Source organism: Neobacillus rhizosphaerae, from assembly GCF_050477885.1.
Classification (GTDB): domain Bacteria; phylum Bacillota; class Bacilli; order Bacillales; family Cytobacillaceae; genus Neobacillus; species Neobacillus rhizosphaerae_A.
In genome coordinates this window covers 12,494-37,653 of the sequence record NZ_JBCNAC010000117.1, presented here as the reverse complement: position 1 = coordinate 37,653, position 25,160 = coordinate 12,494, and the positions used below count along the sequence as shown (strand labels likewise).

Annotated in this window: 25 protein-coding genes and 2 pseudogenes; 11 read left to right on the top strand and 16 right to left on the bottom strand. The window is 37.0% G+C overall.

Features of this window, described 5'->3' with window-relative positions:
• Positions 1-259: 259 nt before the first annotated feature.
• Positions 260-1,009, top strand: coding sequence for a hypothetical protein (locus ABES03_RS16085; RefSeq protein ID WP_430118474.1), 750 nt, complete (start codon positions 260-262; stop codon positions 1,007-1,009).
• A 113-nt stretch (positions 1,010-1,122) separates the two neighbouring features.
• Here ABES03_RS16085 and ABES03_RS16080 read toward each other — a convergent pair whose 3' ends face one another.
• Positions 1,123-1,902, bottom strand: coding sequence for a nitroreductase family protein (locus ABES03_RS16080; protein WP_430118472.1), 780 nt, complete (start codon positions 1,900-1,902; stop codon positions 1,123-1,125).
• A gap of 129 nt (positions 1,903-2,031) precedes the next feature.
• On the opposite strand from ABES03_RS16080, the gene ABES03_RS16075 reads away from it, so the two are divergent.
• Positions 2,032-2,859 (top strand): GNAT family N-acetyltransferase, encoded by an 828-nt coding sequence (locus ABES03_RS16075; RefSeq protein ID WP_430118470.1) that lies wholly within the window; start codon positions 2,032-2,034, stop codon positions 2,857-2,859.
• A 96-nt stretch (positions 2,860-2,955) separates the two neighbouring features.
• Complete coding sequence (locus ABES03_RS16070; RefSeq protein WP_430118468.1) at positions 2,956-3,891, top strand: acetamidase/formamidase family protein; 936 nt, start codon at positions 2,956-2,958, stop codon at positions 3,889-3,891.
• Positions 3,892-3,927: 36 nt separating this feature from the next.
• Here ABES03_RS16070 and ABES03_RS16065 read toward each other — a convergent pair whose 3' ends face one another.
• Positions 3,928-5,997 (bottom strand): GAF domain-containing protein, encoded by a 2,070-nt coding sequence (locus tag ABES03_RS16065; RefSeq protein ID WP_430118466.1) that lies wholly within the window; start codon positions 5,995-5,997, stop codon positions 3,928-3,930.
• Positions 5,998-6,349: 352 nt separating this feature from the next.
• Positions 6,350-7,240: a LysR family transcriptional regulator gene (locus tag ABES03_RS16060; RefSeq protein ID WP_430118464.1), complete on the bottom strand. Its 891-nt coding sequence runs from the start codon at positions 7,238-7,240 to the stop codon at positions 6,350-6,352.
• Positions 7,241-7,404: 164 nt separating this feature from the next.
• Here ABES03_RS16060 and ABES03_RS16055 point away from each other — a divergent pair, with 164 nt between their 5' ends.
• Together ABES03_RS16055 and ABES03_RS16050 are read left to right on the top strand one after the other, a co-directional pair.
• The gene (locus tag ABES03_RS16055) at positions 7,405-7,794 is read left to right on the top strand and encodes a nuclear transport factor 2 family protein (protein ID WP_430118462.1); all 390 of its coding nucleotides are present in this window, start codon (positions 7,405-7,407) and stop codon (positions 7,792-7,794) included.
• 112 nt (positions 7,795-7,906) lie between these two features.
• On the top strand, positions 7,907-8,062 hold the full coding sequence (locus ABES03_RS16050; RefSeq protein ID WP_430118460.1) for an HU family DNA-binding protein: 156 nt from the start codon (positions 7,907-7,909) through the stop codon (positions 8,060-8,062).
• A 183-nt stretch (positions 8,063-8,245) separates the two neighbouring features.
• Here the strand turns inward: ABES03_RS16050 and ABES03_RS16045 are convergent.
• A pseudogene (locus ABES03_RS16045) lies at positions 8,246-8,374 on the bottom strand (excalibur calcium-binding domain-containing protein); the annotation flags it as partial.
• A gap of 552 nt (positions 8,375-8,926) precedes the next feature.
• The gene (locus tag ABES03_RS16040) at positions 8,927-9,946 is read right to left on the bottom strand and encodes a DNA/RNA non-specific endonuclease (RefSeq protein WP_430118458.1); all 1,020 of its coding nucleotides are present in this window, start codon (positions 9,944-9,946) and stop codon (positions 8,927-8,929) included.
• Between the two features lie 317 nt (positions 9,947-10,263).
• Between ABES03_RS16040 and ABES03_RS16035 the strand changes: the two genes are divergently transcribed.
• A complete protein-coding gene (locus ABES03_RS16035; protein ID WP_430118456.1) occupies positions 10,264-11,280 on the top strand; it encodes a DUF3231 family protein in 1,017 nt (338 codons plus the stop codon).
• 117 nt (positions 11,281-11,397) lie between these two features.
• Here ABES03_RS16035 and ABES03_RS16030 read toward each other — a convergent pair whose 3' ends face one another.
• Positions 11,398-11,787: a hypothetical protein gene (locus ABES03_RS16030; protein ID WP_430118454.1), complete on the bottom strand. Its 390-nt coding sequence runs from the start codon at positions 11,785-11,787 to the stop codon at positions 11,398-11,400.
• A gap of 536 nt (positions 11,788-12,323) precedes the next feature.
• Here ABES03_RS16030 and ABES03_RS16025 point away from each other — a divergent pair.
• Both ABES03_RS16025 and ABES03_RS16020 read left to right on the top strand, forming a co-directional pair.
• The gene (locus ABES03_RS16025; RefSeq protein ID WP_430118735.1) at positions 12,324-12,899 is read left to right on the top strand and encodes a dihydrofolate reductase family protein; all 576 of its coding nucleotides are present in this window, start codon (positions 12,324-12,326) and stop codon (positions 12,897-12,899) included.
• Between the two features lie 258 nt (positions 12,900-13,157).
• Positions 13,158-13,550 carry a hypothetical protein gene (locus tag ABES03_RS16020; RefSeq protein WP_430118452.1) on the top strand — a complete coding sequence of 131 codons (393 nt, stop codon included), beginning with the start codon at positions 13,158-13,160 and terminating at the stop codon, positions 13,548-13,550.
• 541 nt (positions 13,551-14,091) lie between these two features.
• Here ABES03_RS16020 and ABES03_RS16015 read toward each other — a convergent pair.
• The 5 genes and pseudogenes from ABES03_RS16015 to ABES03_RS15995 all read right to left on the bottom strand — a co-directional run.
• A pseudogene (locus ABES03_RS16015) lies at positions 14,092-14,220 on the bottom strand (IS110 family transposase); the annotation flags it as partial.
• Between the two features lie 354 nt (positions 14,221-14,574).
• Positions 14,575-15,036, bottom strand: coding sequence for a hypothetical protein (locus ABES03_RS16010; protein WP_430118451.1), 462 nt, complete (start codon positions 15,034-15,036; stop codon positions 14,575-14,577).
• A 94-nt stretch (positions 15,037-15,130) separates the two neighbouring features.
• Positions 15,131-15,484 (bottom strand): hypothetical protein, encoded by a 354-nt coding sequence (locus ABES03_RS16005; RefSeq protein WP_430118449.1) that lies wholly within the window; start codon positions 15,482-15,484, stop codon positions 15,131-15,133.
• Positions 15,485-15,615: 131 nt separating this feature from the next.
• Positions 15,616-15,981, bottom strand: coding sequence for a hypothetical protein (locus ABES03_RS16000; protein ID WP_430118448.1), 366 nt, complete (start codon positions 15,979-15,981; stop codon positions 15,616-15,618).
• Positions 15,982-16,146: 165 nt separating this feature from the next.
• The gene (locus ABES03_RS15995) at positions 16,147-16,629 is read right to left on the bottom strand and encodes a hypothetical protein (RefSeq protein ID WP_430118446.1); all 483 of its coding nucleotides are present in this window, start codon (positions 16,627-16,629) and stop codon (positions 16,147-16,149) included.
• 182 nt (positions 16,630-16,811) lie between these two features.
• Here ABES03_RS15995 and ABES03_RS15990 point away from each other — a divergent pair, with 182 nt between their 5' ends.
• A complete protein-coding gene (locus ABES03_RS15990; protein WP_430118444.1) occupies positions 16,812-17,261 on the top strand; it encodes a GNAT family N-acetyltransferase in 450 nt (149 codons plus the stop codon).
• Between the two features lie 175 nt (positions 17,262-17,436).
• On the opposite strand, the gene ABES03_RS15985 is transcribed toward ABES03_RS15990, so the two are convergent.
• From ABES03_RS15985 to ABES03_RS15965, 5 genes are all read right to left on the bottom strand, one after another.
• Positions 17,437-17,640 carry a hypothetical protein gene (locus ABES03_RS15985; RefSeq protein ID WP_430118442.1) on the bottom strand — a complete coding sequence of 68 codons (204 nt, stop codon included), beginning with the start codon at positions 17,638-17,640 and terminating at the stop codon, positions 17,437-17,439.
• A gap of 557 nt (positions 17,641-18,197) precedes the next feature.
• A complete protein-coding gene (locus ABES03_RS15980) occupies positions 18,198-18,743 on the bottom strand; it encodes a type II toxin-antitoxin system HicB family antitoxin (RefSeq protein WP_430118440.1) in 546 nt (181 codons plus the stop codon).
• Between the two features lie 115 nt (positions 18,744-18,858).
• Positions 18,859-20,079: an aminopeptidase gene (locus ABES03_RS15975; RefSeq protein WP_430118438.1), complete on the bottom strand. Its 1,221-nt coding sequence runs from the start codon at positions 20,077-20,079 to the stop codon at positions 18,859-18,861.
• Between the two features lie 121 nt (positions 20,080-20,200).
• Complete coding sequence (locus ABES03_RS15970) at positions 20,201-20,668, bottom strand: hypothetical protein (RefSeq protein ID WP_430118436.1); 468 nt, start codon at positions 20,666-20,668, stop codon at positions 20,201-20,203.
• A 732-nt stretch (positions 20,669-21,400) separates the two neighbouring features.
• Entirely contained in the window at positions 21,401-21,898 is a 498-nt protein-coding gene (locus tag ABES03_RS15965) for an AAA family ATPase (protein ID WP_430118434.1), read from the bottom strand.
• A gap of 232 nt (positions 21,899-22,130) precedes the next feature.
• Between ABES03_RS15965 and ABES03_RS15960 the strand changes: the two genes are divergently transcribed.
• Entirely contained in the window at positions 22,131-22,727 is a 597-nt protein-coding gene (locus tag ABES03_RS15960; protein WP_430118432.1) for a hypothetical protein, read from the top strand.
• Between the two features lie 358 nt (positions 22,728-23,085).
• Positions 23,086-25,143 (top strand): LysM peptidoglycan-binding domain-containing protein, encoded by a 2,058-nt coding sequence (locus tag ABES03_RS15955; RefSeq protein WP_430118430.1) that lies wholly within the window; start codon positions 23,086-23,088, stop codon positions 25,141-25,143.
• Positions 25,144-25,160: the final 17 nt, after the last annotated feature.

The window sequence follows — 25,160 nt, the reverse complement described above, 5'->3', positions numbered from 1 at the left end:
CTTAAATTCTAGTCAAGTCATAAAAACAATGACAAATTGTAGGGTGAAAAAAATGATATAAAAAATGAAGAAAAATGCAAAATTCGGCTTCAAAATTCATTTTTGGAGGCAAAAATAAGAGTTTAGGTTAAAAAAACACTTCAAAAATGAATTTTATCGATTCGAATCAGTTAGCCAAACCCGATATCCTAAACATGCCTGAAGTGTGGGATGGCTCACGTTAGAAGGCAAAAATCAATAGGATAAGGGTGTTTCAAGCATGAATCTAAAATCTGGAAATATTGAGGGATTTGAAAAGTTTTCGCAATTTGCAAGTTTAAAGGAGTTTAATCACCATATGGAAATGTGGTTGCTCGATCACAAGAAAGATTTTACAAAGGGTGAGTTAATTGGTTTGAAATGTTTATTGCGGTTTTCTGCCAAAATCCCTGGTGTTTGTAATGCTAAAATCGGTACTATGTTAAAAGCGATTAATCAAGAGTCCAAGGAAAACATTCTTTCCCGTTCCACTTTTAAGCGGATGATTCTTAAAGGGAAAAAATTCGGGATTTTCACTGTCTATGAAACCGAACGAAAAAACGGATCCCAGACCAGCAATCTCTATGTATTTAATCGCTTTCCTACCAGTGAACCACCAATACAGGAAATCATGGACCGCCCTAAAGAAACTATTAATCTTTTAAAAACTGAAAAAGAGCAAGAGATAAATAAACGTAAAGAAACACAGTCTGAATTGGACCACACTTTTGTGAGTGACTGTGTTCCACAGCCGTTTGTCCAATTGGTCCAATGCTTCTTTCCTGAAGCAAAACTCATTGAAGAATATTGGCATATGGCTCAAATTGTCGCACATAACTTTGAGCTATATAAGAATTCTGCCATCGAACTAGCTATTCAATCCTTTAAACAATTGATTCGAAAACTAAAATTTACTAGCAGCGTGAAAAAGCCTATCGCCTATTTCTATGGAATTTTAAAAGAGAAGTCCAGTTTTATAACCAGAGGCTGAACGAAATGCGTGAAGCAGGTTTCATCAAAGATCAACCGTTACGATTATTGATTAATGGTGAAATCGTAGAGTGGAATTGGTTACATCAATCCCACCCTCATGTCTAATATGTATTACTCATTATGCATAAAATTTTGGCTTTCCAAGTATTTCAGGACAGTCTGTGAAAACTCATAATGAGATTCTTTCGTATACTTGGCCATGGTATAGATTTGAGCAAGATTCTTTAAGCCTAATCGTTCTGTCATTTCCTTAAGCCTAGGGACATCCATGTAGCGTTTCCAGCCCTTTTCATCTCTTTCTTTGTAGATCTCAAGAATTTCTTCATCCGAATAATCACGATATTTGTCATAGTGAACAAGCCCATGCCTTGGTAGTCGATCACGTGGAGCTGGATTTTCAGCTGGATATCCTAATGAATAACCCACAACTGGTACGACATTTGGTGGGAGGTTCAGTAGTTCGCCGATTTGATCGCAATTGGCTAGTGTTGAGCCCATATAGCAAATACCCAGCCCAGCATTCTCTGCTGCTAAAGCACAGTTTTGTGCTGCCAACGTCGCATCAATGGCACCAATCATAAAGCTCATGAAGTTATCAAAATGGACAGGTGCATCATTGAGAGAAAGCCATTTTCTCATTCTATTAAAATCAGCACAAAAGGTTAATAGGATCGGTGCATCAATCACCATCGATTGGTCCATATGTGCGGTGTATAATTTTTTCTTCAACTCTTTGTCTTTTGTGACGATAATCGAATAGGATTGCATATTACCACTTGAAGAAGCACGAATGCCCGCATCTAATATTTGATCCAGTAATTCTTGACTTACTTCCCTGTCTTCATATTCTCGTATCGATCTGTGCCCATGTATAACATCGTTAAATTCCAAAGAAATCGCTCCTTTTTTATATAACAATAGCAAACCCTTATTTTCAAATCTACAATATCACTAAAAGGAGGAAAATAGTATGTGCTAAAAGAATTAGAATAAAGAATTCTATAATTAGAGGTGAAAAACATGTTAACACAAGAAGAATTAGCAGCCATAAAAGAACTTCAGGAGATTTGTGAGAAAGATGGAGGATTTCAACTAAAGCTTAATTATGACATGCTTAAAAATAGAGCAGGACAGGAAAAGGAAGATTTTTTTCATTATGAAGATAACAAGCTTGTCGGTTTCCTTGGTAGTTATGATTTTGGCAATAAAGTTGAGCTTTGCGGAATGGTGCATCCCGATTACCGCAGAAGAGGAATTTTCACAAGATTATTAGAACAGGGAATTGAGGAAGCTAAGAGACGAAATATCAAGAAGATATTATTAAATGCTCCAACCTCTTCCCAATCGGCGAAAAATTTCTTAGCAGCGATTCCTTGTTCTTTTTACGTAGCAGAATACCAAATGAAGTGGCACAAAGCGATGCTTACCGAGGATCCTTCGGTTACCCTTAGGCCTTCTACCACAACAGAGGATTTCGAAGCAGAAATACAGCTTGAAGTCCTAGCCTTTGGGTTTAAAGAGGACGATGCACGAAGGTTTAATCAACAGATTAGGGAAAATGGAAATGATCAAAACTTCATTATTGAAGCGGATGGAAAAACAGCCGGAAAAATTCGCGTGGATGAAGCCAATGGAGAAGCTTGGATTTATGGCTTTGCTGTGTTTCCGGAATTGCAGGGAAAAGGAATTGGTAGAAAGGCATTAACAAAGGTTGTTAAAACAGAAGTTCAAAAAGGGCTGTCCGTTTTTCTCGAGGTCGAGGCTAAAAATGCACATGCCTTAAAGCTGTATGAATCGTGTGGTTTTAGAAGCTACCACTCACAGGATTACTATAAATATAAGATCTAGCTTCAATCGAAGGATCGCCTGTATTTGCCAATGAATCCAAAAGTGTTATAGTACTATTATAAATATTGCAAATATATACACTGGAGATGAACATCTATGATACATAAACTGGAATTAAAATCCGAGAGCCTACACGGATCCTTCAGTAAAGACTATCAACCAATTTTAACGATTGATTCAGGTGACACCTTACTGGTAAAAACACCTGATATTGAATGGGGATATTCAAGCTCTAAAAATGAGGAAAGAGTAGTTTTTGAATCAGCGGTTAATGAAGAAGATCGTAGACATCCTATGATTGGTCCAATCGCCATTCGCGGGGCAAAGCCTGGAATGGTGTTAGAAGTGAAGTTAAATGATGTCGTGCCAGGCTGGTATGGGCGCAATTGGGCTGGTGGGTTCAAGAATTGGCAGAATGATAGTGTTGGCATATCAGAAACGAAAAGAATTCAGGTGGACTGGGAGTTAAATGCTACCACGTTGACTGGAACTGCCCAAATTGGTGGGAGGCAATTTCACGTTGGACTGGAGCCTTTCATTGGATTAATGGGTGTTGCTCCTTCTGAATCAGGCGTCCATGTCACCTCCCCTCCTCGTTATTGCGGCGGTAACATTGATTGCAAGGAATTAGTCAAAGGCAGTACCCTGTATTTGCCGATTGGCGTAGATGGTGCATTATTTTCGATTGGGGATGGACATGCCCTTCAGGGTGATGGCGAGGTTTCCGGGACAGCGATCGAGTGTCCGATGGATTTAGTCGATGTCACGTTGATTGTGAGAGATGATTTGGAATTAACCATGCCTCGTGCAAAAACTCCAGCAGGCTGGATTACTTTTGGATTTGATGAAGATTTGAATGTGGCCGCTGCCACTGCCTTAAATGACATGGTGGAACTTATCCAAGAGTTTTATGGTATTGAAAAGGTAGAGGCTATGGCTTTGGCTAGTGTCGCAGTTGACCTTAGAATAACACAAGTGGTGAACGGTGCAAAAGGTGTGCATGCAGTTTTGCCTCATGGCTCCATTAGATAATACAAAAAGGTGGCGAGGATTACTCGCCACCTTTTACTATTTATACCTAACAAAAATAATAGTTCCTTCTGGTCCAGTCTGGATATCGATTTTTGCCTGATGACGGGCAGCAATCGCATAGCAAACCCCTAACCCAAGACCCGTTCCCTTGTCCTTTGTCGTGAAGAACGGTGTACCCAATTTTTCTAATACTTCTGGCTTGATCCCTTCTCCTTGATCATGAATGGCCAAAACAACACAATCTTCTTCCATATAGGTTTTAATCGTGAGTACCTTTCCTTCGCTCATTGCCTCCAACCCATTACGATAGAGATTAATAATTAGCTGCCGTGTTTCATTCCGATTTAACAATAATACCGGTATGTCCTTCGTATCAATCTCCACGTATTTATTTTGGTTGAACGCATCCACCTGGATTAATGGAGTCATATCATGGAGGATTGTATTTAGGTTTAACTTCTGTAAATCAGACGACCTGGTATTACTCATCGATAGGAATTCTGAAATGATATTGTTCGCGCGGTCCAGTTCGTCAATCATGATATGTAAATACTGCTGATAACTTTCAAATTTTTCTTCTTTTTGTAAAATCTGCAAAAAGCCTCTGACGGTTGTCATTGGATTTCGGATTTCATGGCTGATTCCCGCTGCCATTTGCCCAATTAAATCGAGTCCCGATAATCGTTTAAACTCCCTCTCGTATCTCTTTTTCTCCGTAATGTCTTTAATCAAACTACAGATGCCATCACCATACGGGTAGACTACCACGTCAAACCATTTATCTGTATAGACTGCACGTGTTTCAAAATGGGCCGGTAAGCGATCTGACATTACTTTTTGAAACTCCCTGTAGAAGTCTGTATTCATATATCTAGGGAATTCCTCCCAAATAACCTTACCTAAAATATCTTCAGCTGTTTTATTTAATGGAAGGTGTTGATATTTATTGATATAAATATATCTCCATTCTTTGCTTAATACGATGAAACCATCTTTAATACTTTCTAATACATTATGATTTCTTTCATTAGCAATGGCTAGCTCTCTATTCTGTGCTTCAATCATGTTCTCGAGCTTATTCATATATAGAAGGCTTGAGAATGTGGAAGCAGTAGCATCTACGATCGATTGGGCCAGTTGGAGTTGTGATTCCGTGTAAACAAGAGAATTTTTTCCGGTATCAGCCACACCTATAATCCCTAGGACTTCCCCCATTGAAACGAGTGGAATCATAAACAGACCTTTTATGGAAAACTGTCGGCAAATCTCTTGGTTTAGTCTCTCATCAGCCGCTGCATCAGGGATTAAGATAGCATTTTTTGTTCTCATGACCGACGCAATTACTTGATCACTACAGGGACCCATTTTTTCGAAGGTCTTTTTCCAGCTTATCTCCGTCCTGTTACTCTCCTTCCATTGCCTTACTGTTCCATCAACAGTCGTACCTATTATGTGGACCCCGATATGGTCGTAATTTAAAACCCTTTTTAAGTAACCGAAACAAGTCTCCAAGCTTTCTTCCATGGACAAGCACATGGAGAGATCGCGCGTGACATCGAGCAATAGCTGCTTTTCAGAAATCAGCTTTTCTTTTTCGGCTAAATTAAGGGCATTTCGAATGGCCACGGCTGCCATATTTACATAGGACTCCACGGTTTGAATCTCTGAATCTGTTAAATTCATGGGTATCCCCACATCAAATAGGAATACGAGACCATATAATTCCTGTTCAAAAGAAATAGGAAGCACTAACAACGAGTTAATTTTGAATGCTTTTACCGCATTAGGATCAGGTCGAGGATCCTTTGACGTATCAGGTATATAGATGGCTCTTTGGGTCTCAATGACTTCTTTTGCAAGTAAATCAATTTCCGCGTCGATCACATGCATATCTAATGTCCAGTCGTTGATGAACTCTGGTTTACCTACATATCCTCTGAAGGTTCCATCCTCTTGTGGCAAATAAATACCAACCGCATCACATTGAACGATTTCTTCCGAGATGGCTGTTGTTACTTGCTCCAATACATCTCGTAATTCGAGCTTGGTATTTATTAATTTGGTTATGTTTGCAAGTCGAGAATACCTCGTTTGTTCCTTTAGCATCGCTTGTGCTCCAATCCATTGGCATGAACGTTCGTTAGGTTTATCTACAACCGAACTCGTTCTGTACAATTTCCGACAAATTATCTTAATATTTTCATTTTACAATATTTGCATGATTTTGGTCTAGGGAGCGATTAATAAATTCAATAAATAGGAGGCTTGGGCTACTCTTCTTGGGAATTCGGTTTCCTATCACAAAAGGTTAATTTACAGCAACAAATGTATAGTAAATTGCTTATCAAGTTGCACCGTATTTGCGTTGCTTTTTTATAATAAAGCCCAGTTCGATAATGAACTAAGGCTCCTTACCGAATTAATTTTCAAGTCGAATTGAACTAATGCCCCATTTAGTTTAATAAGGATTCTCACTTTTTAAATCCGTTAATTGCAGGCAACTTTGCTTTAACATCTCAATAAACTTTAAAAGCGCGCTTGTCATTAGACTATCCTTGTGTCGAATGAAAAAAGTTTTGACAGTGCTGTATTGTGCTGGAATTTCAAAAGAATGTACTAACCCTTTTATTTTAGGTGATAGAATCGAAGACATTGGCACCAAAGAGGCTCCAAGTCCAGAAATCACACCTTGAATAATAGCGTCCGGGTGATTGAATTCTAAATATCGAATGTTACCAATCCCTATTGTTTTCAACCAATTTTCAAGTTGTTCTCGATGTGGACAACCTTTTGTATTCATGAGAAAAGGTTGATAACATACATCTTGAATATCTTTCATTTCTGGAGCACTGATTAATACGAGTTGTTCTTCAAATACAAGCTCCTGCACGATGCTGTCATCATTAAGTTGCGATTTTACTAATGCACCGTGAAGTTGAAAATGACGAACCTTTTCCACCAATTCACCTGAATAATCTGTCATTAACGACAACTCTACTTTTGGATAAAGTTTAAAGTAATTAGCTAGTATGGAAGGAAGATACATTGCAGAGGCGGTATGAGTTGCTCCAAGCATAAGCCGACCAGTGGGTTCTATCGAATCATCAAGAGCTTTTTGTGCCTCGTCAACTAAATGGATAATTTGCTCCGCATAACTCAATAACTTCTCACCGGCTGGCGTTAATAACATCCCTCGTTGGCGATAAAAAAGTTGCGTATTCAACTCCGCTTCTAATTGTTGCACCCTTGTAGTAACGTTTGACTGTACATATCCAAGTATTTGAGCGGCTTTTGTAATGCTCCCCTCACTTGCAACAGCCCGGAAAATTCGTAATTCATTAATGTCCATTTTTGACACCTCAAATTATTATCATTAAAAATGAATCTATATATCATTTATATTCATTTTACATGAACATTTTCCGAGTGTACAATTATCGTAAATTGAGGAATGAGAACATTTCCGTTCATCTACCTTATGAAGCTATAAAAGAATTTTTTAGGAGGTACAATATGATTAATCAATCAAATGTTGAAATTGGCGAACAATTTCTGTCTGCATACAGCGCACACAATTGGGAAGGTATTCGAAAGTTATTACATCCAACTGTGAAATGGACTCTTCCAGGTGACGGAGCAATTTCGGGGACAGCTGAAGGAATAGATGCTGTTATTAACCGTGTCAAGTCAATTGTCGATGGAAAAGTGAATACACAACTTCATGGAATACTTGTGGGTCAATTTGGGCTGACATTAGCACTGCACAATTCAGCTGTCTCAGAAGATGGGCGTGTCCTAGAAGAAGAATTAGCGACGGTGCTATCCATTGAATCTGGACTTATAACAAAAATCGACACCTACCTTTCAGATGTAGCAGGTATGGAACAATATTTTATAAAATAGAATTTAAGACGGTTAAAATCTATGGTGCGACTGAGGATAACGTGCAACAGTTTCTCAGTTGTTCCCAGGAATAAATTGAAAAACTTATTGATATTTTATTAGTAGACATAATATGGCAAATGCAGTTTTAATAAATGGCAACAGATTTCAATCAATTGGTATCGACAATTTTATGTTTCATGGACTTGCTGCTCATAAGGGGCGTAACCCACAATCTAGAGAAGAAATAAACATCCAATGCAGAAAAGTACCGGTATTTAAGCAGTAGCTTTAAAATAACTTACTCTTATTACACAACAAAAAAAGTGATGGTATTATACATCACTTTTTTATTTGGCTCTACTCAAACTTAACAAAGCTCATATTAAATTCGGCAAAATCCCAACTCATTATTTGAGAAGGGATCATTCATAATTCAATACCTTAGAAAGGTCTACTAACTGATAATACACTATCTTTCACAAGCAAAATTATCCTTATCTCTATCCATTTTAGATTGATAGGCTGGATGATCAGAAGGTACGCCATTAGGATATTTCTTTCTTAGTTCAGTACAATTGGCAAAGAACTCTGATCCTCCACTTGAAGCTGCTTTGGCTTCTGCTTCTGCCTTTGCTTTCGCTTCTGCTTCTGCCTTCGCTTTAGCTTCTGCTTCTGCCTTCGCTTTGGCTTTGGCTTCTGCCTTTGCTTTGGCCTCAGAACTCTTTTCCTCATTCTTATCCTCTGCTTTTAAGGTTTTCGAACTTTCAGATGAACAAGCAACTAAACTAAAAATTAATAATAAAGCAAATAAACCTACTAAATATTTTTTCAATTCAAAACCCCCATACTATTTTTTCTATACTTATAACAATATCATATATTGTAATATTTTGAATTATTTCACAAAACTTAGTTATAATTTCTAGCAGTCATTTCTTCAAGTAAAGTCCATTTAGTTAAATAAATAATGTCCTTGCAAAAACATATTACTTAATTAAAATCTACCTAATTAATATTAATGTTGACAAGAAAAAGCATTACCGTTGTTCCAGTAATGCCCCCTTTAGTTTAGGTACATTTATTCACAATACACTTTGTTTTTTTAAATAAAAAAGGACGCTCCATAATCGCATGGGAATCATACCCCCATTTATTCACCTACTAAGCCATCACCATCTCGATCATCCATATATTTATAGAGCCATGAATCTCTCGTAATTGGCATTTTAAAGCCAGCAGCTTTGGCTTCAGCAATCGTAACTTTTCCATTATGATTGGTATCCACCTTACTAACATCTTCATTACTACTTACCATTTCGTTTGCAGGTACAACTTCTGTTTTCGGTGGTGTACTGCTCGTACCTGTCGTTTCCCCTAAATTTTTATTCACTTCATCTGGGTTTACATTGTCAAATTCATCTGTAATTGATCTGCCCTGTAGTTTGTAGGTGAATTTATAATGGTTAGGAATTTGCGTCTGAGTATTTGGATATTGAATCACTGCTACTAAATCAGTACAACCTCCTGCATCTCGAATCACTTTTTCCATATAAGCTTGGTCGCCGTGCCTATTGAGAATGCTGTTTTGAGGTGTAATGTTATATGCGTTAGATACTCCTCCAAGTGAGTCAGCAATCACATGCCCTTGATCTAATTCTGGACTCTCTGTACCTGGCACCTTTGCTTCATCAGAATAATATCTCCCAGACGATAAAACATGTTCAGTATTCGGATTTTGAAGAGTTACATTTTTCGCTTCAACACGAATTAGCTGACCGTATTCATTTGTATATGCCCAATATTCCCGTTCTCCAAATCCGACATCTACTTTGACATTCGGCTGTCTATATCCTGACATATCCCCGCCGTTTACTACAATTAGAGTATATTTGCTGTAATCAAACCCGTCCGTTGTACCTGTTGCCTTTATAGTGCTAGATGCAGGAACACTTTTATGGGATTCACTATCACTCGTTGGTTTTTCTGTGTCAATGGCAGATGTACTCTTATTTGCTTCAACAGTCTTAGAAACCGTGGTCACTTCGGATTGCACCTTTTTTGACGAAGTATGTTCAGTGACTTTTCCGCAACCCACAAATACAGTTATTAAAATCACAGTAAATAAAATCAAAAATATTCTTTTGTTCACACTTCTGCACACCTTTCTCATGTTTCTACCATAGACACTCATATTATAAGAATAACACATTTAGATTTTTTGTTGGAATATATCTATCTTTGGTTTTGAATCCTTATTCAACTATACTGCCGTTAATTCAACAAGAAAAAAATGACCGCCGCAGCGATCACCATCCTTAACAAAAGCCCCGTTACTTTAAGAACAATTCTTCACAAACTTTTTTTCTATACTTGCTTCTTATCCGTAAAATATTGGGAACGCTGAAGTTTCTAACTTTTTACATATTTTTCATTATCTGAGAAAACAATAATAAACATTAAATAATATCGTAAATCGGAGGATGAACCTTGGAGACCAATAGCCCAATTCGATTAACTGCTCCGGAAATTGCAAGCCTTTGGACTCAATATATTTTTGATACAATGTCCATTTGTTTCTTTCGTTATGCACTCGAACATATCGAAGATCACCAAGTCAAATCAATCTACCAAACTTCCCTTGAAATATCCAAAAAGCATGTCCAAGAAATTACATTATTCATGTTAAAAGAAAATTATCCTATTCCACGTGGGTTTACAGAAAAAGACGACGTAAACATTCACGCACCACGTCTTTTTCAAGACCCTTTCTACCTAAATTATATTTATATCATGACTCTGCAAGGAATGACTGGATATGCATTGTCTGTTAGTACTTCAATTCGTTCTGACTTACGGAAGTATTACATAACCTGTATGTCCGAAACGATGGAACTTTTTGAACAATCCATTGATTTAATGCTTTCAAAAGGGCTTTTTACACGACCTCCTATTATTACACCCCCCGATTCGATCGATTTTGTAAAGCACCAAAGTTTTTTAACTGGCTGGTTGGGAGATCGTCGTCCACTTAATGCTATCGAGATTGGAGATATTACTTTCAACATGCTAAAAATGCATTTACATGCTGCTTTAAAAGTAGGGTTCATCCAAGTAGCCCAATCAAAAGAGATTCGTCAACATTTCATGAGGGGGCTTGACATTGCCAATAAACACATAAAAATATTTGAATCGGTATTTAAGGAAGATAAATTAAATTCACCTATTTCTTGGCAATCTATGATTACTAACTCTACTTCTATGACCTTTTCAGATAAATATATGATGTACCAAATTCAATTGTCTACACAATTATCCCTTTCATATTATGGTTCTGCGTTGAGTGTCAATGCAAGAAGGGATTTAGGTGCTAATTACACACGATTAAGTTTAGAACTTTTAAAATATGCTGAAGATGGAGCAAATCTAATGATAAAAAATGGATGGTTTGAACAGCCTCCAACAGCAAGTGACCGAGAATCGCTTGCCAACAGAAAGGATCAATAAATAAAATTCCAGAAACTCGTAGCTAGGATAAATTCCTAGCTTTTTAATGTAATGCACCTCATGAGTCAAAGACAGCATAAAATCAAATATTCTTGTTCAACTATCCTGCCCATTACTTCAATAAGAAAAAAGCATTACCTTTGTTCTAGTAATGCCAACTATAGTTGAAGAAGAACGGTTTTTAAGATAAATCAATTGTACTCCAGCCAGTTTCTGCGATAGAATCTCTAAACTGTTGAAATGCGTTTTTAGATTCAAATTCAATTCGTGTAAAGGGTCTTGTAAAAACTCAAAATAGGGTGGATTTGCATCAATGACCCTTTGTCCAATGGTTTTGTCTTTTCTTATAATTTCTTGTACTTCATCAGTCTTTAGGTTCTCAGTTCTGCTTCTGTACTTTATCCAGTTCTGATTGCATTCCTTTAATCCAATAAATCTAGATTCCCCTGATTCATTAATGTACTTGACTCCTTCAACACTAATATCCTGAATTTGTTTCATTGCCACACCTTTAATCCTTCTCTCGTTTGTGAGAATGATATATTTCACCTAAAAGGCTTACTTCTCCTTCTTGAACTAACCTGCCCCGTTAGCTCAACAAGAAAAAAGACCGCCGCAGCGATCACCTTCTTTAACTCTTGCCCCCGTTTGTTTAAGTGTAATCCTTCACAAACTTGACTTAAATATGATTTGCTCTTCCCATTTTATTTCCGTCTGAAAAATAAATCAAATATTTTTGATAAAGTGGTTGACATAAGAATTGGGAATAGCATAAATAATATAACAATTTCCCAAGGAGAGTGTTTTTTTTTATGGCAAAAAGACGATACGGCTGCACTCCTTGAAATGAAGAACGCGTTAGTATGAAATCGAACAGTCTGGAATATTGGATAAAAGCAAAAAACAGGAATTGCCTGTTTTTTTTTAAAATTAGTGTAACTTATAGAACCTTTTTCCCAAAATTTATAAAAAGTTGGTTATACTTACATTGGAGGTAAAGAAGTATGAAAAAAATATCCCTCATGAACAAAGGAGAACTAAAAATGAGAAAACTCGTTCTATTTCTGCACGCATCGCTTGACGGTTTTGTAGAAGGTCCGAACGGTGAAATGGACATCGGCTGGGTTTCCTACGATTCTGACTTGGAGAAACACGCGAAAGAAATTCTGAGTACTGCCGACACTGTCATATGGGGGCGTGGGACTTATCAGATGATGCACAGTTACTGGACATCTGTGCCTTCGAACCCCTCAGCTTCGCAGCATGAACGGAATCATGCCGAGTGGATCGAAAAGACAGCCAAAATCGTTTTTTCCACGACGCTGGAGAAAGTTGAATGGAACAATTCCAGACTGGTGAAAGAAGATGTCGAGGAAGAGATCAAGAACCTCAAACAGCAGCCAGGCAAGGATATGGTCATCCTCGGTAGTCCTAGGTTAGCACACTACCTTATGCAGCTTGATTTAATAGATGAGTATAAAATTACGGTTTCTCCCGTCCTGATCGGCAGCGGGTTGCCGTTATTCCAAGGTCACAAGGAGAAGATCAATCTTAAACTTATCGAAAACAAGACATTTGATTCTGGAGCCATAGCCCTCGTTTACCAGACGGTGAGATGACCTTGTCTCTTAAAGCAGATTACGTAAGATACGATAGCATTCCTGTAGATCGTTAAATATCAGGTTTGAAAAAAATAAAGCCCCTCAGTAAGATATGAGTATAGACACCACTCTAACTCACAACTTTAGGAGGAACCCTACCATGAAGTTAGCTTGCCTAACTCTTACAAGTATAGTGAGACTAACAGCAAGCTATTTTACATTTTCTAATCGGTGTATAATAGTGTGAAGAAATTTTATACTAACGGAGGGTATGAAATGAAGATTTTGTTTGATGAAACATACACTTCAAAAGACGGAAAGCTTACAAGCAGGAATATTTGGTATGGATATGCTGATATATCTGTTGATGGTCACCATGGAAAAACTATTAAGCTTAATGAAAATTTTATGGATCAATTATGCGAATTAATAAAAAATGACTTATCTAAGAATGCAGCAAATGCGCCTACTCAAACTAACTGGTATTTCTATGGAAGTGCTGTAACTAAGGACGCTATTGGAGAAAATATCCGTCCGACAATTATGGTTCGTGAGAGATCTGACGAGTTTGTAACTAATTTTAATATCAGTGACCATGATTTTGCTGTAAATATTGATGCTATTCTGTTGTTTAAGGCGGATTTTGAAAAACGTTTAGCGAGTGATTGATCAGTAATATAAGTATAAGCATATTCAAACTGTTTGAGGGGATGATTCCATAATGAATTCATTCTCCTTTTTCATGTGGTGGGAGTTTTTTTGTGTGGAGGAAAAGGACATTTAATAATACAGATTGTGCATAATTACACTTAAATTAAACTGCATCGTTACTTTAAGTACAAAACTTCACAATCTCTTCAATACTCTAACATACATATCCAATTTTCTTTAAAGTGTTATTCAATTAAATGGCCCAATTGTTTCATAATAGATGCGGTCAAATGCTCCTCACTAAACCGACTGTTGTTGGGGAATTTCCGCAAAAATAAGCGTTAATTCATAATATAAGCGTTAATCCTTCTTAACCTTAATTATGTATTAATAAAAAAATGCCTAAACCCATATATACCAAGGGTTATGGCATTTTATTACTTGATGTATGAAAGCGTTAATTGGTATTATACGAATAGTTGTGAAATTAGAAAACTCTTCCCTATTTAGAAAGAGTTTTTGAGTGACGAGTGACACAAAAGTTCGGACAAATCTGACACAAAAGTCCGGACGTAACTTCCTTGGTATGCGATACCTTAAAACTTTTTTCATACGGTTTTCCCTTATCTAAAAAGGCTTGAATTTCACTTTCCCCACTCGATACATCCAGACCAACTACTGGATTCATTATTTATCTCTTCCTCTCTCAAATTACTCACCAGTAACCCCTATTCCATCTTGAAGTATCATAGCTTCACTTGTTATACGAGATCAATGTCCCAAACATGTTTCTACAAGTAGGGGGCGGACAGTTTAGTTGACGGGATCAATGCCCCACGCACCCGTACGTCCTCCCCTGGCTGCTGATATAATAGATTCTATTAAAAAAAGGTCAACCAGTAAAAACTGGTTAACCTTATAATACGAAAGCACCCGTTAGCTTAAGTATAATACTTCACAAACTTTATTTGAAATTTATGAATTACCACAGAAAAATCACCTTTTAATTCTAATTCCTATGGGTTGAAGAAGAATTATTTTATTAAAACGTTCGGCTCTTCAGCTTGTTAAAATGGTTTATTGTTTTTTTTACATCTTGATTATTATTTAATTCAATTAGTCCTCCTAGCTTCATATTCCAACAAGATAGATTTAAGGATTCAGATAGTATGTTACATATCTTTAATGCTTTGACTATACATCCATCCCCTTTATCTATGTTAGTTCTAATAGAGATACAGTCTGCATTTTGAGACTTAGTTCCTGTATTCAGTTCAATCTCAACTTTGTATGTTCCATCATCATAAAGAAAGTAACATTCATCATCGAAAGAGTCCCAGGATTTTAAAGATTTATCACCTTTTACTTCATCTATTCTTTCAAGAATATTAATAGCTTGATTAAATTCAAAAAAATATGGTCCTATGAAATCCATCCCTTCTTCAGTTAATTCAGCTATGTTCCCCTTTGGAAATAGTATTAGTTGATAATCCCATATTGCCAAGAAGCTCCCTCCTAATCTTTGAGCATTATTTGGTTTCTGATTTGATTCTTATTTTCACTATCCTGCTTCGTTTGTTGAATAAGAAAGAAGCAAATTAATTCCCCATAATCCATAAAGTATCCTCGTTTTGACTACGAGTTATCTTCTCTAAGAGTTCAACTATGGAGGAAACAAAGTGGTCAATTAACGTATCTTTTACAACAGATTGTATAAAAAACAATTCTTCAATTAGTGAGTAAACTTGGGTTTTATTTAATTTTATATCACTATAAATATCAATCAGTTGGAGATAGTGTAACTCATATGCCTTTCCGAGATATATGATTCTTGAACATAGTGATTCGGCCAAGTAGTATGCATTATCCTCTAAATCCCCATTAATTGGAAAACAAACATCAGCTTCATCTTTATATCTATTCAGGTCGAATAATCGGTTGTATTTATCCATTTAACTCACCCTTGTATCAAAGTTTAACTATACAATTCGGCAGCTCGAATTTGGAATCCTTCTTGTACTAGACTGCTCCGTTACTTCAATAAGGAAAAAGGCGATCCTTCGTTAGTAAAGAATCGCACCTGTTAGTCGAACAAAGAACCATAATTATCAATATAAAAATAAAACCAACTTAACCCAACTAATGTAGGGGATGAACATACACCTTCGAATACTACATTATTACTTCCGTGAGGATTCGGACCAATCACATTAATTTCTCCTCCAAGTTGACTTACTAATTGAAGTACATAAAACACTGCCTTTTCTGGCTCTTGAATTATTAATTTTGTTTTACATTCAAGTTCATATTGCGATTTATCTTTCCAGTATTGTTCTAATTTTAATATCTCAATTTCTCCAATTACTTCTGAAAGTCTGTTTATTACTTTTTGTGCCATTTCTTTTGATAATGCATTAATAAATATTCGCCAATCTACTGATTCAAACATTTAATTTACTCCCTAAATTTTGATTGAATGTATTGTATATTCGCTTTGAGGAAAAATTCCCCTTCTCAAAGTAACCTGCACGTTGGTACCACAAGAAAAAGGATCGCCGCAGCCAGCCATCCCATTCTTTAACTCTTGCACCCGTTGGTGATCATGAGACCTCCATTAATGACATTTTAATTTTGTTATTGCTTTAAGGACATCTCCTCTATATTTCGAAAGTTTCATCCACTTTGGTAGTCTACTTTCAGCACTTAAATAATATAAGCCAGAAGGTCTCACTCGTTCTTTAATATAATTTTCTATATCGAAAAGATGTTCATAATTAAAGAACCAAAGTTTATGTCCGCAACATTGAGTTTGAAGATACAATGGCAAGCCAAAGTACCAATCCACTCCTTGTTTCACATCATATAATTCGTGGCTAAAAGCCCAATGATTATCCCATCTTTGTTTCGGATGAATATCTTTGGTGTAGCCACATTTGACACATAACAACCGTTTTGATTCATGTCCCAAATATCTAGGATTATCTTTACCTTTTGCTTTATTTGGAGTAAAAATTCTAGCACAACTCCTACATTTAGGACACTGAACAAGAAACAAGTCTGAATAGGCTAATAACGTTGGACCTACACCATCAAGCATTAGAAACCATCACCTACTATCCGTAAACGTTATCCTAATTATAATTTATTTTTTATTATAAAAGTCGATTCTTATTAAACTAAACTGCTCCGTTTGTTCAATAAGCAGGAGAAATGAATATGATTGGCGAACATAGTTTTGTATACAGAAGTGATAAAAATTAAGTAAACAAGGAGAAAAATATGGAACTTCAAACTCAAAGACTAAAAATTGTCCCTTGCACTGATGAATCATTATCTATGTATGCAACCAAAGAATTTAAAATGGGTAGCCATATAAATAATTACTTGAAGAAATTAACGGACGAACCTTCCCTTTTAGGATGGGGTGTATGGCTTGTTATAAATAAAGATGATAATACAATCATTGGTGATATCGGGTTTAAAGGCAAGCCTGACTCAGAAAATATTGTTGAGGTAGGATATGGAATTGTACCTGCAGCACAAAACAAGGGATTTGCAACAGAAGCAGTAAATGAAATTTTAAAGTGGGCATTTTCATCAGGTAATGTTAAAAAAATAGTTGCAGAATGTTTGATTGATAATATTTCCTCAATTAAAGTCTTAGAAAAATTAAATATGAAAAGAATTGGAAGCAAGGATAATATGTACTTATGGCAATTAAGTAAGTAATTTTATTTTTTTGAAACAAGGACTTACAAGTAAAGGCACGTCCTTTTAATATCTTTGGTAACCATTTGAATTGCTTATTAAGCCAAACTGCTTCGTTACTTCAATTAGAAAAGGCATTACCGTTCTTTCAGTAATGCCCCTGTTACTTTAAGTACATTATTCCTCGTACTGGTTATTACTTCTTTGGTCGTTTATTCATTAATTTAAATAGATATCGTATCAAGTAGGTACCCAATAAAGCAATCCCTAACGCATAGGAATGACTTTTCGTTCCTTCTTGAAACCAATTGCTATGAAATAAACGAGGAACGTAAAAAAGACTGAGTAATAGAACTAAACCAAAGCTAAGTTCAATTAAGAATTGTTGAAACTCCTTCAAAATCAAAACCCCTTAATCGTAATAAGACTTACATTTTTTAAAAAAAGAGATGAAAAACAACAATGTTTGCAAAACAGCCTTTTATTTTGATTCGAAACATAGTCTACAAACCGTGTTCAAGCTCATAATGGAAACAAATCCAGTACATATTTTCAAATACATCATATATATAACTATTAATTTTTTTAGGCAGTTAACATACAACACAAGTAGGATAAGTCATTATGTAGCAGCCTTCTTCCATTGAATTTTTACCAGCATATTCATTAAATAACTAATTCTACCACTCCCCAATATTTTCCTTCTTCAACTAACTTCCCCCGTTACTTTAAGTACAAAACTTCACAATCTCTCAAAACTCTAACATCCCTATCCAATTTTCTTTAAAGTGTTATTCAGATAAATGGCCCAATTGTTTAATATTGGATGCGGTAAAATTCTCTCACTAAACCGACTGTTGTTGGGGAATTTCCGCAAAAATAAGCGTTAATTCATAAAATAAGCGTTAATCCTTCTTCGATCAACGCACTCGTTGTTCAACTATGATTCAATCTTCTTTAATCTCCTCGACGCTTTAGAATAACATCCTCAACAAATTGCTTGAATTTCTCCTCGGCTTCAGAATGTAGTCTTACGGTAAAAAGTAAAGTTTCCTCCGGGTGGCCCTCTTCCTCTGAGTCATCCTCAAAAAAAATGTCCCACATTCCTTTGTCATTTTTGAATCCAATAGCTTCTATGTATTCAACTTTTTCTTCGATGTAATAGCCAATATGCCAATGGCGACCTTTTAAATGTTCCAGTATTTCTTCAGCATACTGGTCAAATGAAGTCTCCACATCAATTAATTCCATCCCTTGAGAAAGTTTATTGCTTTGGATAGGGATCGGTTCAGGAAGTTTTTCATTGTCATATAAGATTCCTGCCAAAGAGAAAGCTAAATCTTTTTCTGCATTTTTTAGTGCTCTACTTCTTGTTTTTCCTCGTGATAACGGATAATCCCACCCAGCTTCCGGAAAAAGAGTCGGGAAGTAAACACCAAACATTCCTCCTTCATCTTCCTGTTGTACGAATGCTGGATACACTAATTCCCCAAAACTTATCATAAACCTCACATCCTATTGATAAGGGTTCTTTTAACCCGCCTGTAAGTAAAAAATCGACCCTACAATCCGGAAACCCCTTATGCACTAACGAATAAGGGGTTTCCAACAAAATCAATTAGAAAGCCCAATTCCCTTTACGGAAGATTGGCTCTCGTGTACCATCAGGTAATTCACCATCAATATCCATATCCGCACAACCAATCATGAAATCAACATGAGTTATGCTCGAATTAAGTTCTACTTCCTCACGCTGCTCCTTCGTCATTTTCTCTCCAGCTTCAATACAGTTAGGGAAACCGAATCCTAATGCTAAATGGTTTGCAGCATTTTCATCAAATAATGTATTTAGGAACAGTACGTTTGTGTTAGAAATAGGAGAATCATGTGGAACCAGGGCTATTTCACCAAGATAATGGGAGCCTTCATCTGTTTCTACTAGGTTCTTTAATACTTCTTCTCCCTTTTTAGCTGTAATTTCAACAATTCGACCATTTTTAAAAGTTAATTTGAACTCATCAATTAAATTACCTGCATAGCTAAGTGGTTTTTTACTCGAAACGAAACCATTCACACCTGAACGTAATGGCGAAGTGAATACTTCCTCAGTTGGCATATTCGCAACAAATTGAACACCATGTCGATTTTGGCTTCCACCACTTTTCCATAGATGTAGGGGATGAAGCTCAATCGTTAGATCTGTGCCTTCAGCTTTGTAATGTAACTTCTTATATTTCTTTTCATTCAAATAAGTACCCTTTTGAAGCAAGTTTTCAATATGATTTTTCCATGCCTGTACAGGTTCAACATCCCCTATACGTACTGAACTGAAGATTGCATCCCAAAGTTTGTCCAAGCTATTTGTTTCTCCTGGAAAAACCTTATTTGCCCACGCTTGACTTGGAGATGCGCAGATGACCCAACTAACATCATCATGCTGCTCTCGCCATTTTACCATGGCTTCTCCGCTTACTTTTTGGTAATTCGCAATACGATTTGGATCAGCTTTGGACAATAAATCCGGATCGTCGGAAACGATAAATAAAAAGGCCGCATCCTTATCAATCAACTTCTCACGTTGAATTCGCTCCCATTCAGGAAACTCTGTAAAAACATCATCTGATGCTCTCAAATAGCGTGAGCGTGTGATTTCAGGATCACTATAGTCCACATACACATTTTTTGCACCTGCATTATAAGCCTCGTGAGCGACAGCTCTAGCAAATGGAATCGTATCCACACTAGCTCTTACATAAAGGATTTGGTTCGGTTGAACGTTTAATCCCACTTTTACAACCAATTCTGCATAGCTTTTTAATTTTTCCTCAAACGTTTTCAAAAATATCCCCTCCATTTATTGTTATTTTATCATGAATTTTTTGAAAAATTGTATTTTTAATAATGAATCGTGACATCGTCCCCATCTTTTGCTCAAGCATCCGGTAGTTGAAGAAGAAAAATCATTCTTGTTTCTTAAGTTGTATAGTTTCTTTCTTATCTGCCCACTTTATCTCTAAAGTAATTTCATCAGATGGTTTCAAATCAAATGTTTCTGCATTAATTTCAGTTGCTACGTGAAAGCTACCAATACCTTGTAAGGCTTGAGGATAACTACTCCGAGTTGAATTATGATTGCCAAGATTTAATACATACTCTATTTTGCCTACATTTTTCGATGCTTGTTGTTCCTTACCGGTTGTAGAACGTTCAATAATATGCTGAATATACAAGGATTCGAAATAAGATGTCTTTACTTTAGATATTGTAACGGTTCCAAACCACTCTTTACCTTCACCAAAATAAAATATTTGAGACCTTTCCTTTGTATTTAAATCAGCTTTTGCATTATGAAGTTCATTCTTGGAACAACCAACATTCATAATTAGTAGAAAAATAAAGCAATACAAAATTATTTTCTTCACGTTCATTCACATTCTCCTCAATCGCAGGTTGCTTTTTTCCTTTATTCGATGTATTACCTCGTAATTCCTTCTTCCACTAACCTGCTCCGTTAGCACAAAAAGAAAAAGACCGCCGCAGCGATCCATCCTTGGCCAAAGCCCCCGGTAGTTCAACTCGCAACTCCGTTTAAACTTGCTATTATCAATCAAAAATTTCAATGCTTATACCTTTTTTTACTAATAACGAAATCACTTCCTGATTTTTTCCCAGAAGGCAAACAGAGAAATCCTCAACAGATAGAAATAAGGTTCCATTTTTAAATAACTTGAAACACCACAGTTCGGGTATAAGCCCTTCAAAAGAAGGTTCCTCTAATTTGTAAAATATCCTCCTTGAAAGACTGGTCATCTCTCCCAAAATACTTATACTGTTTTCCATTCCATCCCAGGGTTTAACAAAAGTCCCTTCTACCTTTTCAAATTCGAACTTTCACCCCATTAAGGGATTTTCTGTATCAAATTCGCCATCGGGGAATACAACTTCAAACTGGTCGCAATAGTTAAGAATCGAACTGAAAATATGTTTCCATTCAGGAGTAGAACATATATTCAAAAGGACAAAATCATTTTCCAAACTGTTCACCAACTTTTTTCATATATATACATTGAAACTTTTCTTACTCACATTTCAATTTATATCATATAGAGCACCTCCCAGAACAAGATGTACTCTATACACACGAATCATTGAAATCCTTGTTATTCTTTTGCGCTAAACTCTAAAATATTTAAACCCTCAGATTCCTCTGGTGCTTCAAAAAATTTAGTAACATGAATAAACACCGCTTCCGTGTCAAAAGCTGCTCTTTCAGGTTGTTCGTTACGCCTTTGTGCAATTTGACGTAAGCATTGCTCGTTATTTAGATTAAGGAAAATTAGTTGATGGCTTGCATTGACCTCTGACGCCATATCCAAAAACCACTTTCGCAGTTTTTGAGTGTTAGCTGGAAAATCCATCACTACATCTGTACCCACACTTAATATGTTTTGGACATGTTTTTTCACCAACGGTTTGAGCTGCGCTGAGAATTTTAGATAGTCCTCAAATGATGCAATCTGATTGGGATAAAGAGATGAAAGCCATTCATCCTCAGATAACAGTACCGCATGTTTATCAATAGCCAATTGTTCTGATTTAGTTGATTTTCCAGCTCCCATTTTTCCACAAAAAAAGTATAGCGTCCCCAATTGTTTCATATTTTTTAACCCCCCGCGCTTATTTTAGTTTAAAATTTTTACTTCGTTAGTTCCCTTAGACCTTCTCTTCTTATTAATATTTAGACGTTAAGATTTACCACCAAACTTACTTATTCTACCAATTTCACTTAAATTCCTTTTTTTAACAGAGCTGAACCGTTTGGTTATAATTCGGCGGTTCTAAAAAACAATGTGGTAAAATAGGGATAAAACCCGTTGATGGAGGATGGCTATGATTTGGCTTTTGTTGCTTGTTTTTATTTTTGCTTTAGTAATGGGATTTTTCCAGGTTCCGATTTGGATTATGTTTGGCGTATTGGCGATCATGATTGTTTTCTTTTTCATCCGAAACCCGCTTGTATTTGGAAAAGATCCTGAAAAAATGGTGGCGTACCTAAAAAAATCAAAAGCGCCGCAATTGCAATTCCTGTACCATTTTCTTCAGGGGGACCTGTCGGCGGCAGAACATGAGCTGGGGAATATCCGCTCGAAAAAAGCGAAACAGCACTCAGAATTGATGCTCTTAAGGGAAAGAAAAGAATACGGAAAAGCAAAAGATCTCCTTGCGAAAATGAGTGTACATAAGACCAAGTGGTACATGTTGGCGGATATCGCTATTCAGGAAGAGGACGCCAATTCAATCAAACTATATAAAGAGAAGATAAATGACGCGTTTCTTTTAAACATGCTGGAAGTCGATCAAGCTGTTTATGATGGGAAAAGGCATGAGGCGGTTGCGCTGCTAGAAAAAATGATACCTAAGTTAAGAGGTTATAAATTACTGACGGCCGTCCAACTCCGGAAGCAAATACTTGAAGGAAAAGTCTGACAGTCCGAAAGCATTGGCTTTCGGACTTTCCTTTAATCATCACTTTAATTGCCCTGTTAACTGTACTTTTTCATTCATAAAAACGAGCATTTTTCTTTCTTGAAGAATTGCCCCCGTTTGGCTTAATACTAACTAAATTTTCCACTTAATTAATTTGTAAAATTATTATCTTTTTCAATCCTTTTGGTTTGCAATAAATCAAAAATAACAATAAATCCACCAAAGACATATCTAAGGCTTCTTCATCTATTTTTTAAGCTCTATTTAAAAAGTCCCATTTATCTATATAGGCAAGTATCTACGCCTTCTTCAAAATGGACACATACACTAATTACGAACAATCGAGGAGGAGTGAAACATGCAAAGATTATTCGGAATGGGATACGGCGGTTATCCCGGAATGGGTTTCGGAGGTTATGGGATGGGATACGGCGGTTCCGCTAGAATGGGTTTCGAAGGTTACAGAATGGGATATGGCGGATACCGGCCTGCGTATAGAATAATTGAGGTTACTTCATTTAAACTTTCTGCTTCTACCGTTGCCTACCAAGGCAGCAGCGTTCCTGGCTACACAACAATTGAGTTGCAAACCAGCGTGCCAACGCGCGGGTATCTTCTTATTGTTGGGAATAACGTACAAACAAAAATTAATTTATCGACTACGGCCTATAAAACCGTACACAAAGTGGATTGGGTGCCATGGGATGATACGAAAAAAGCACCTCTTCCCGCAGGTATATACCAAATCAAGGGATATCTCACGGACCAGGAATACAATCAAATACAAGGATATCCGCTTGGGAACCTCACAGTTGTCTCTGAATCAAGTCCCAAGCCATTGATTGATGGCGTTTCTCCAAATCCAGCAGTGTTTTCACCTAAATACGGACAAACACAAACAACATCGGTCCAAATTCCTTTCAACTTAAACCGTCCTGCTGAAGTTCAGCTGACAATCCGAAATATAAACGGAGATGAAATATACACCGGCAGCAAGGAAATCCTATCTCCTGGAAGCCGTACTGTAAGCTGGAATGGCACAGATAAAACAGGAAGGATTGTATTGGACGGTAGTTATGAGATTGTTTTTAAAACAATCGAAACAGCCTATAACTATCCTTCCACAACACCGTTAATCTGGCGATCCGGCACGATTACAATCAAAGACGCCGATTATTATATTCCGGTATCCAGATTAAAAGAAATTGTTACAGATGCTTCCTTCCAATCCCCATCCTTTACTCCTGATGGAGATGGAATAAACGATAAGGTCACTGGACAATTTACACTGGCAGTACCTGCGAAATTATCCATTTATATCGCAAATGCCGCCGGAGCCCACGCCGCTTTGGTAGTAAGTGAACAAACATTTGCAGCGGGTACTCACACGTTTGAATGGGATGGCTCAGACATCATGGGCGGAAAAGTACCAAACGGAAGCTACTTTATCAAGCTCAATGTGGTAGAAGGCCCAAATAGCGGCTATATTACGTTTCCAAGCGCTGTGAAAGTGCAAAACATGTACGAAATCAAACCGATGCAGCCTGAAAAAAGAGTACGCGTCATCAGCGAAACCGCAAAAATGAGCGTTGATCCTGCAGGTCAAGGATACACTGCTATAAAAGGAGACACTTTCCCGCTTATGTCGGAAGCGATAGAGAATGGAAAATACACCGTTCTTGTTAAAGAAGGGGTCACAGGAACAATCAGTGTGAGTGATGTTGAACTTGTCACTGAACCGTCTTCGGCAAAGGAAACGACTGATTATATAGTCGTTAGTGGCGATACCCTTTGGAAGATTGCATCCAAGTTCAACACGACCAGCTCTGAAATTGTTACCTTGAACAACCTTGATCCAAACAGTTATCTATATGTAGGACAAAAATTAAAAGTCCCTGCGCCTGCACCTCAACCTGAACAGCCAGCGGCAACCACTTATTCTGTTGTATCCGGTGATACGCTTTGGAAAATTGCTCAAAAATTCGGCGTAACTCCACAAGCTATTGTCGATGCCAATAAACTGGATCCAACTGCATATCTTTATATTGGCCAAAAGCTGATCATTCCGGGAGTAGCGCAGCCCGCATTGCCAGCGGTAACCACTTATGTTGTTGTTTCTGGTGATACGCTTTGGAAGATTGCTCAAAAATTCGGCGTAACCACCCAAGCTATTGTCGATGCCAATAAACTGGAACCAACTGCCTACCTTTATATTGGCCAAAAGCTAATCATTCCGAGTGTGACGCAGCCTGAACCACCTACGATAACCACGTATGTAGTTGTTTCCGGTGATACGCTTTGGAAGATTGCTCAAAAATTCGGCGTAACCACCCAAGCTATTGTCGATGCTAATAAACTAGAACCAACAGCATATCTTTATATTGGCCAAAAGCTAATTATTCCAGCAAAACAGTAATAGTAAAAGGTAAGCGA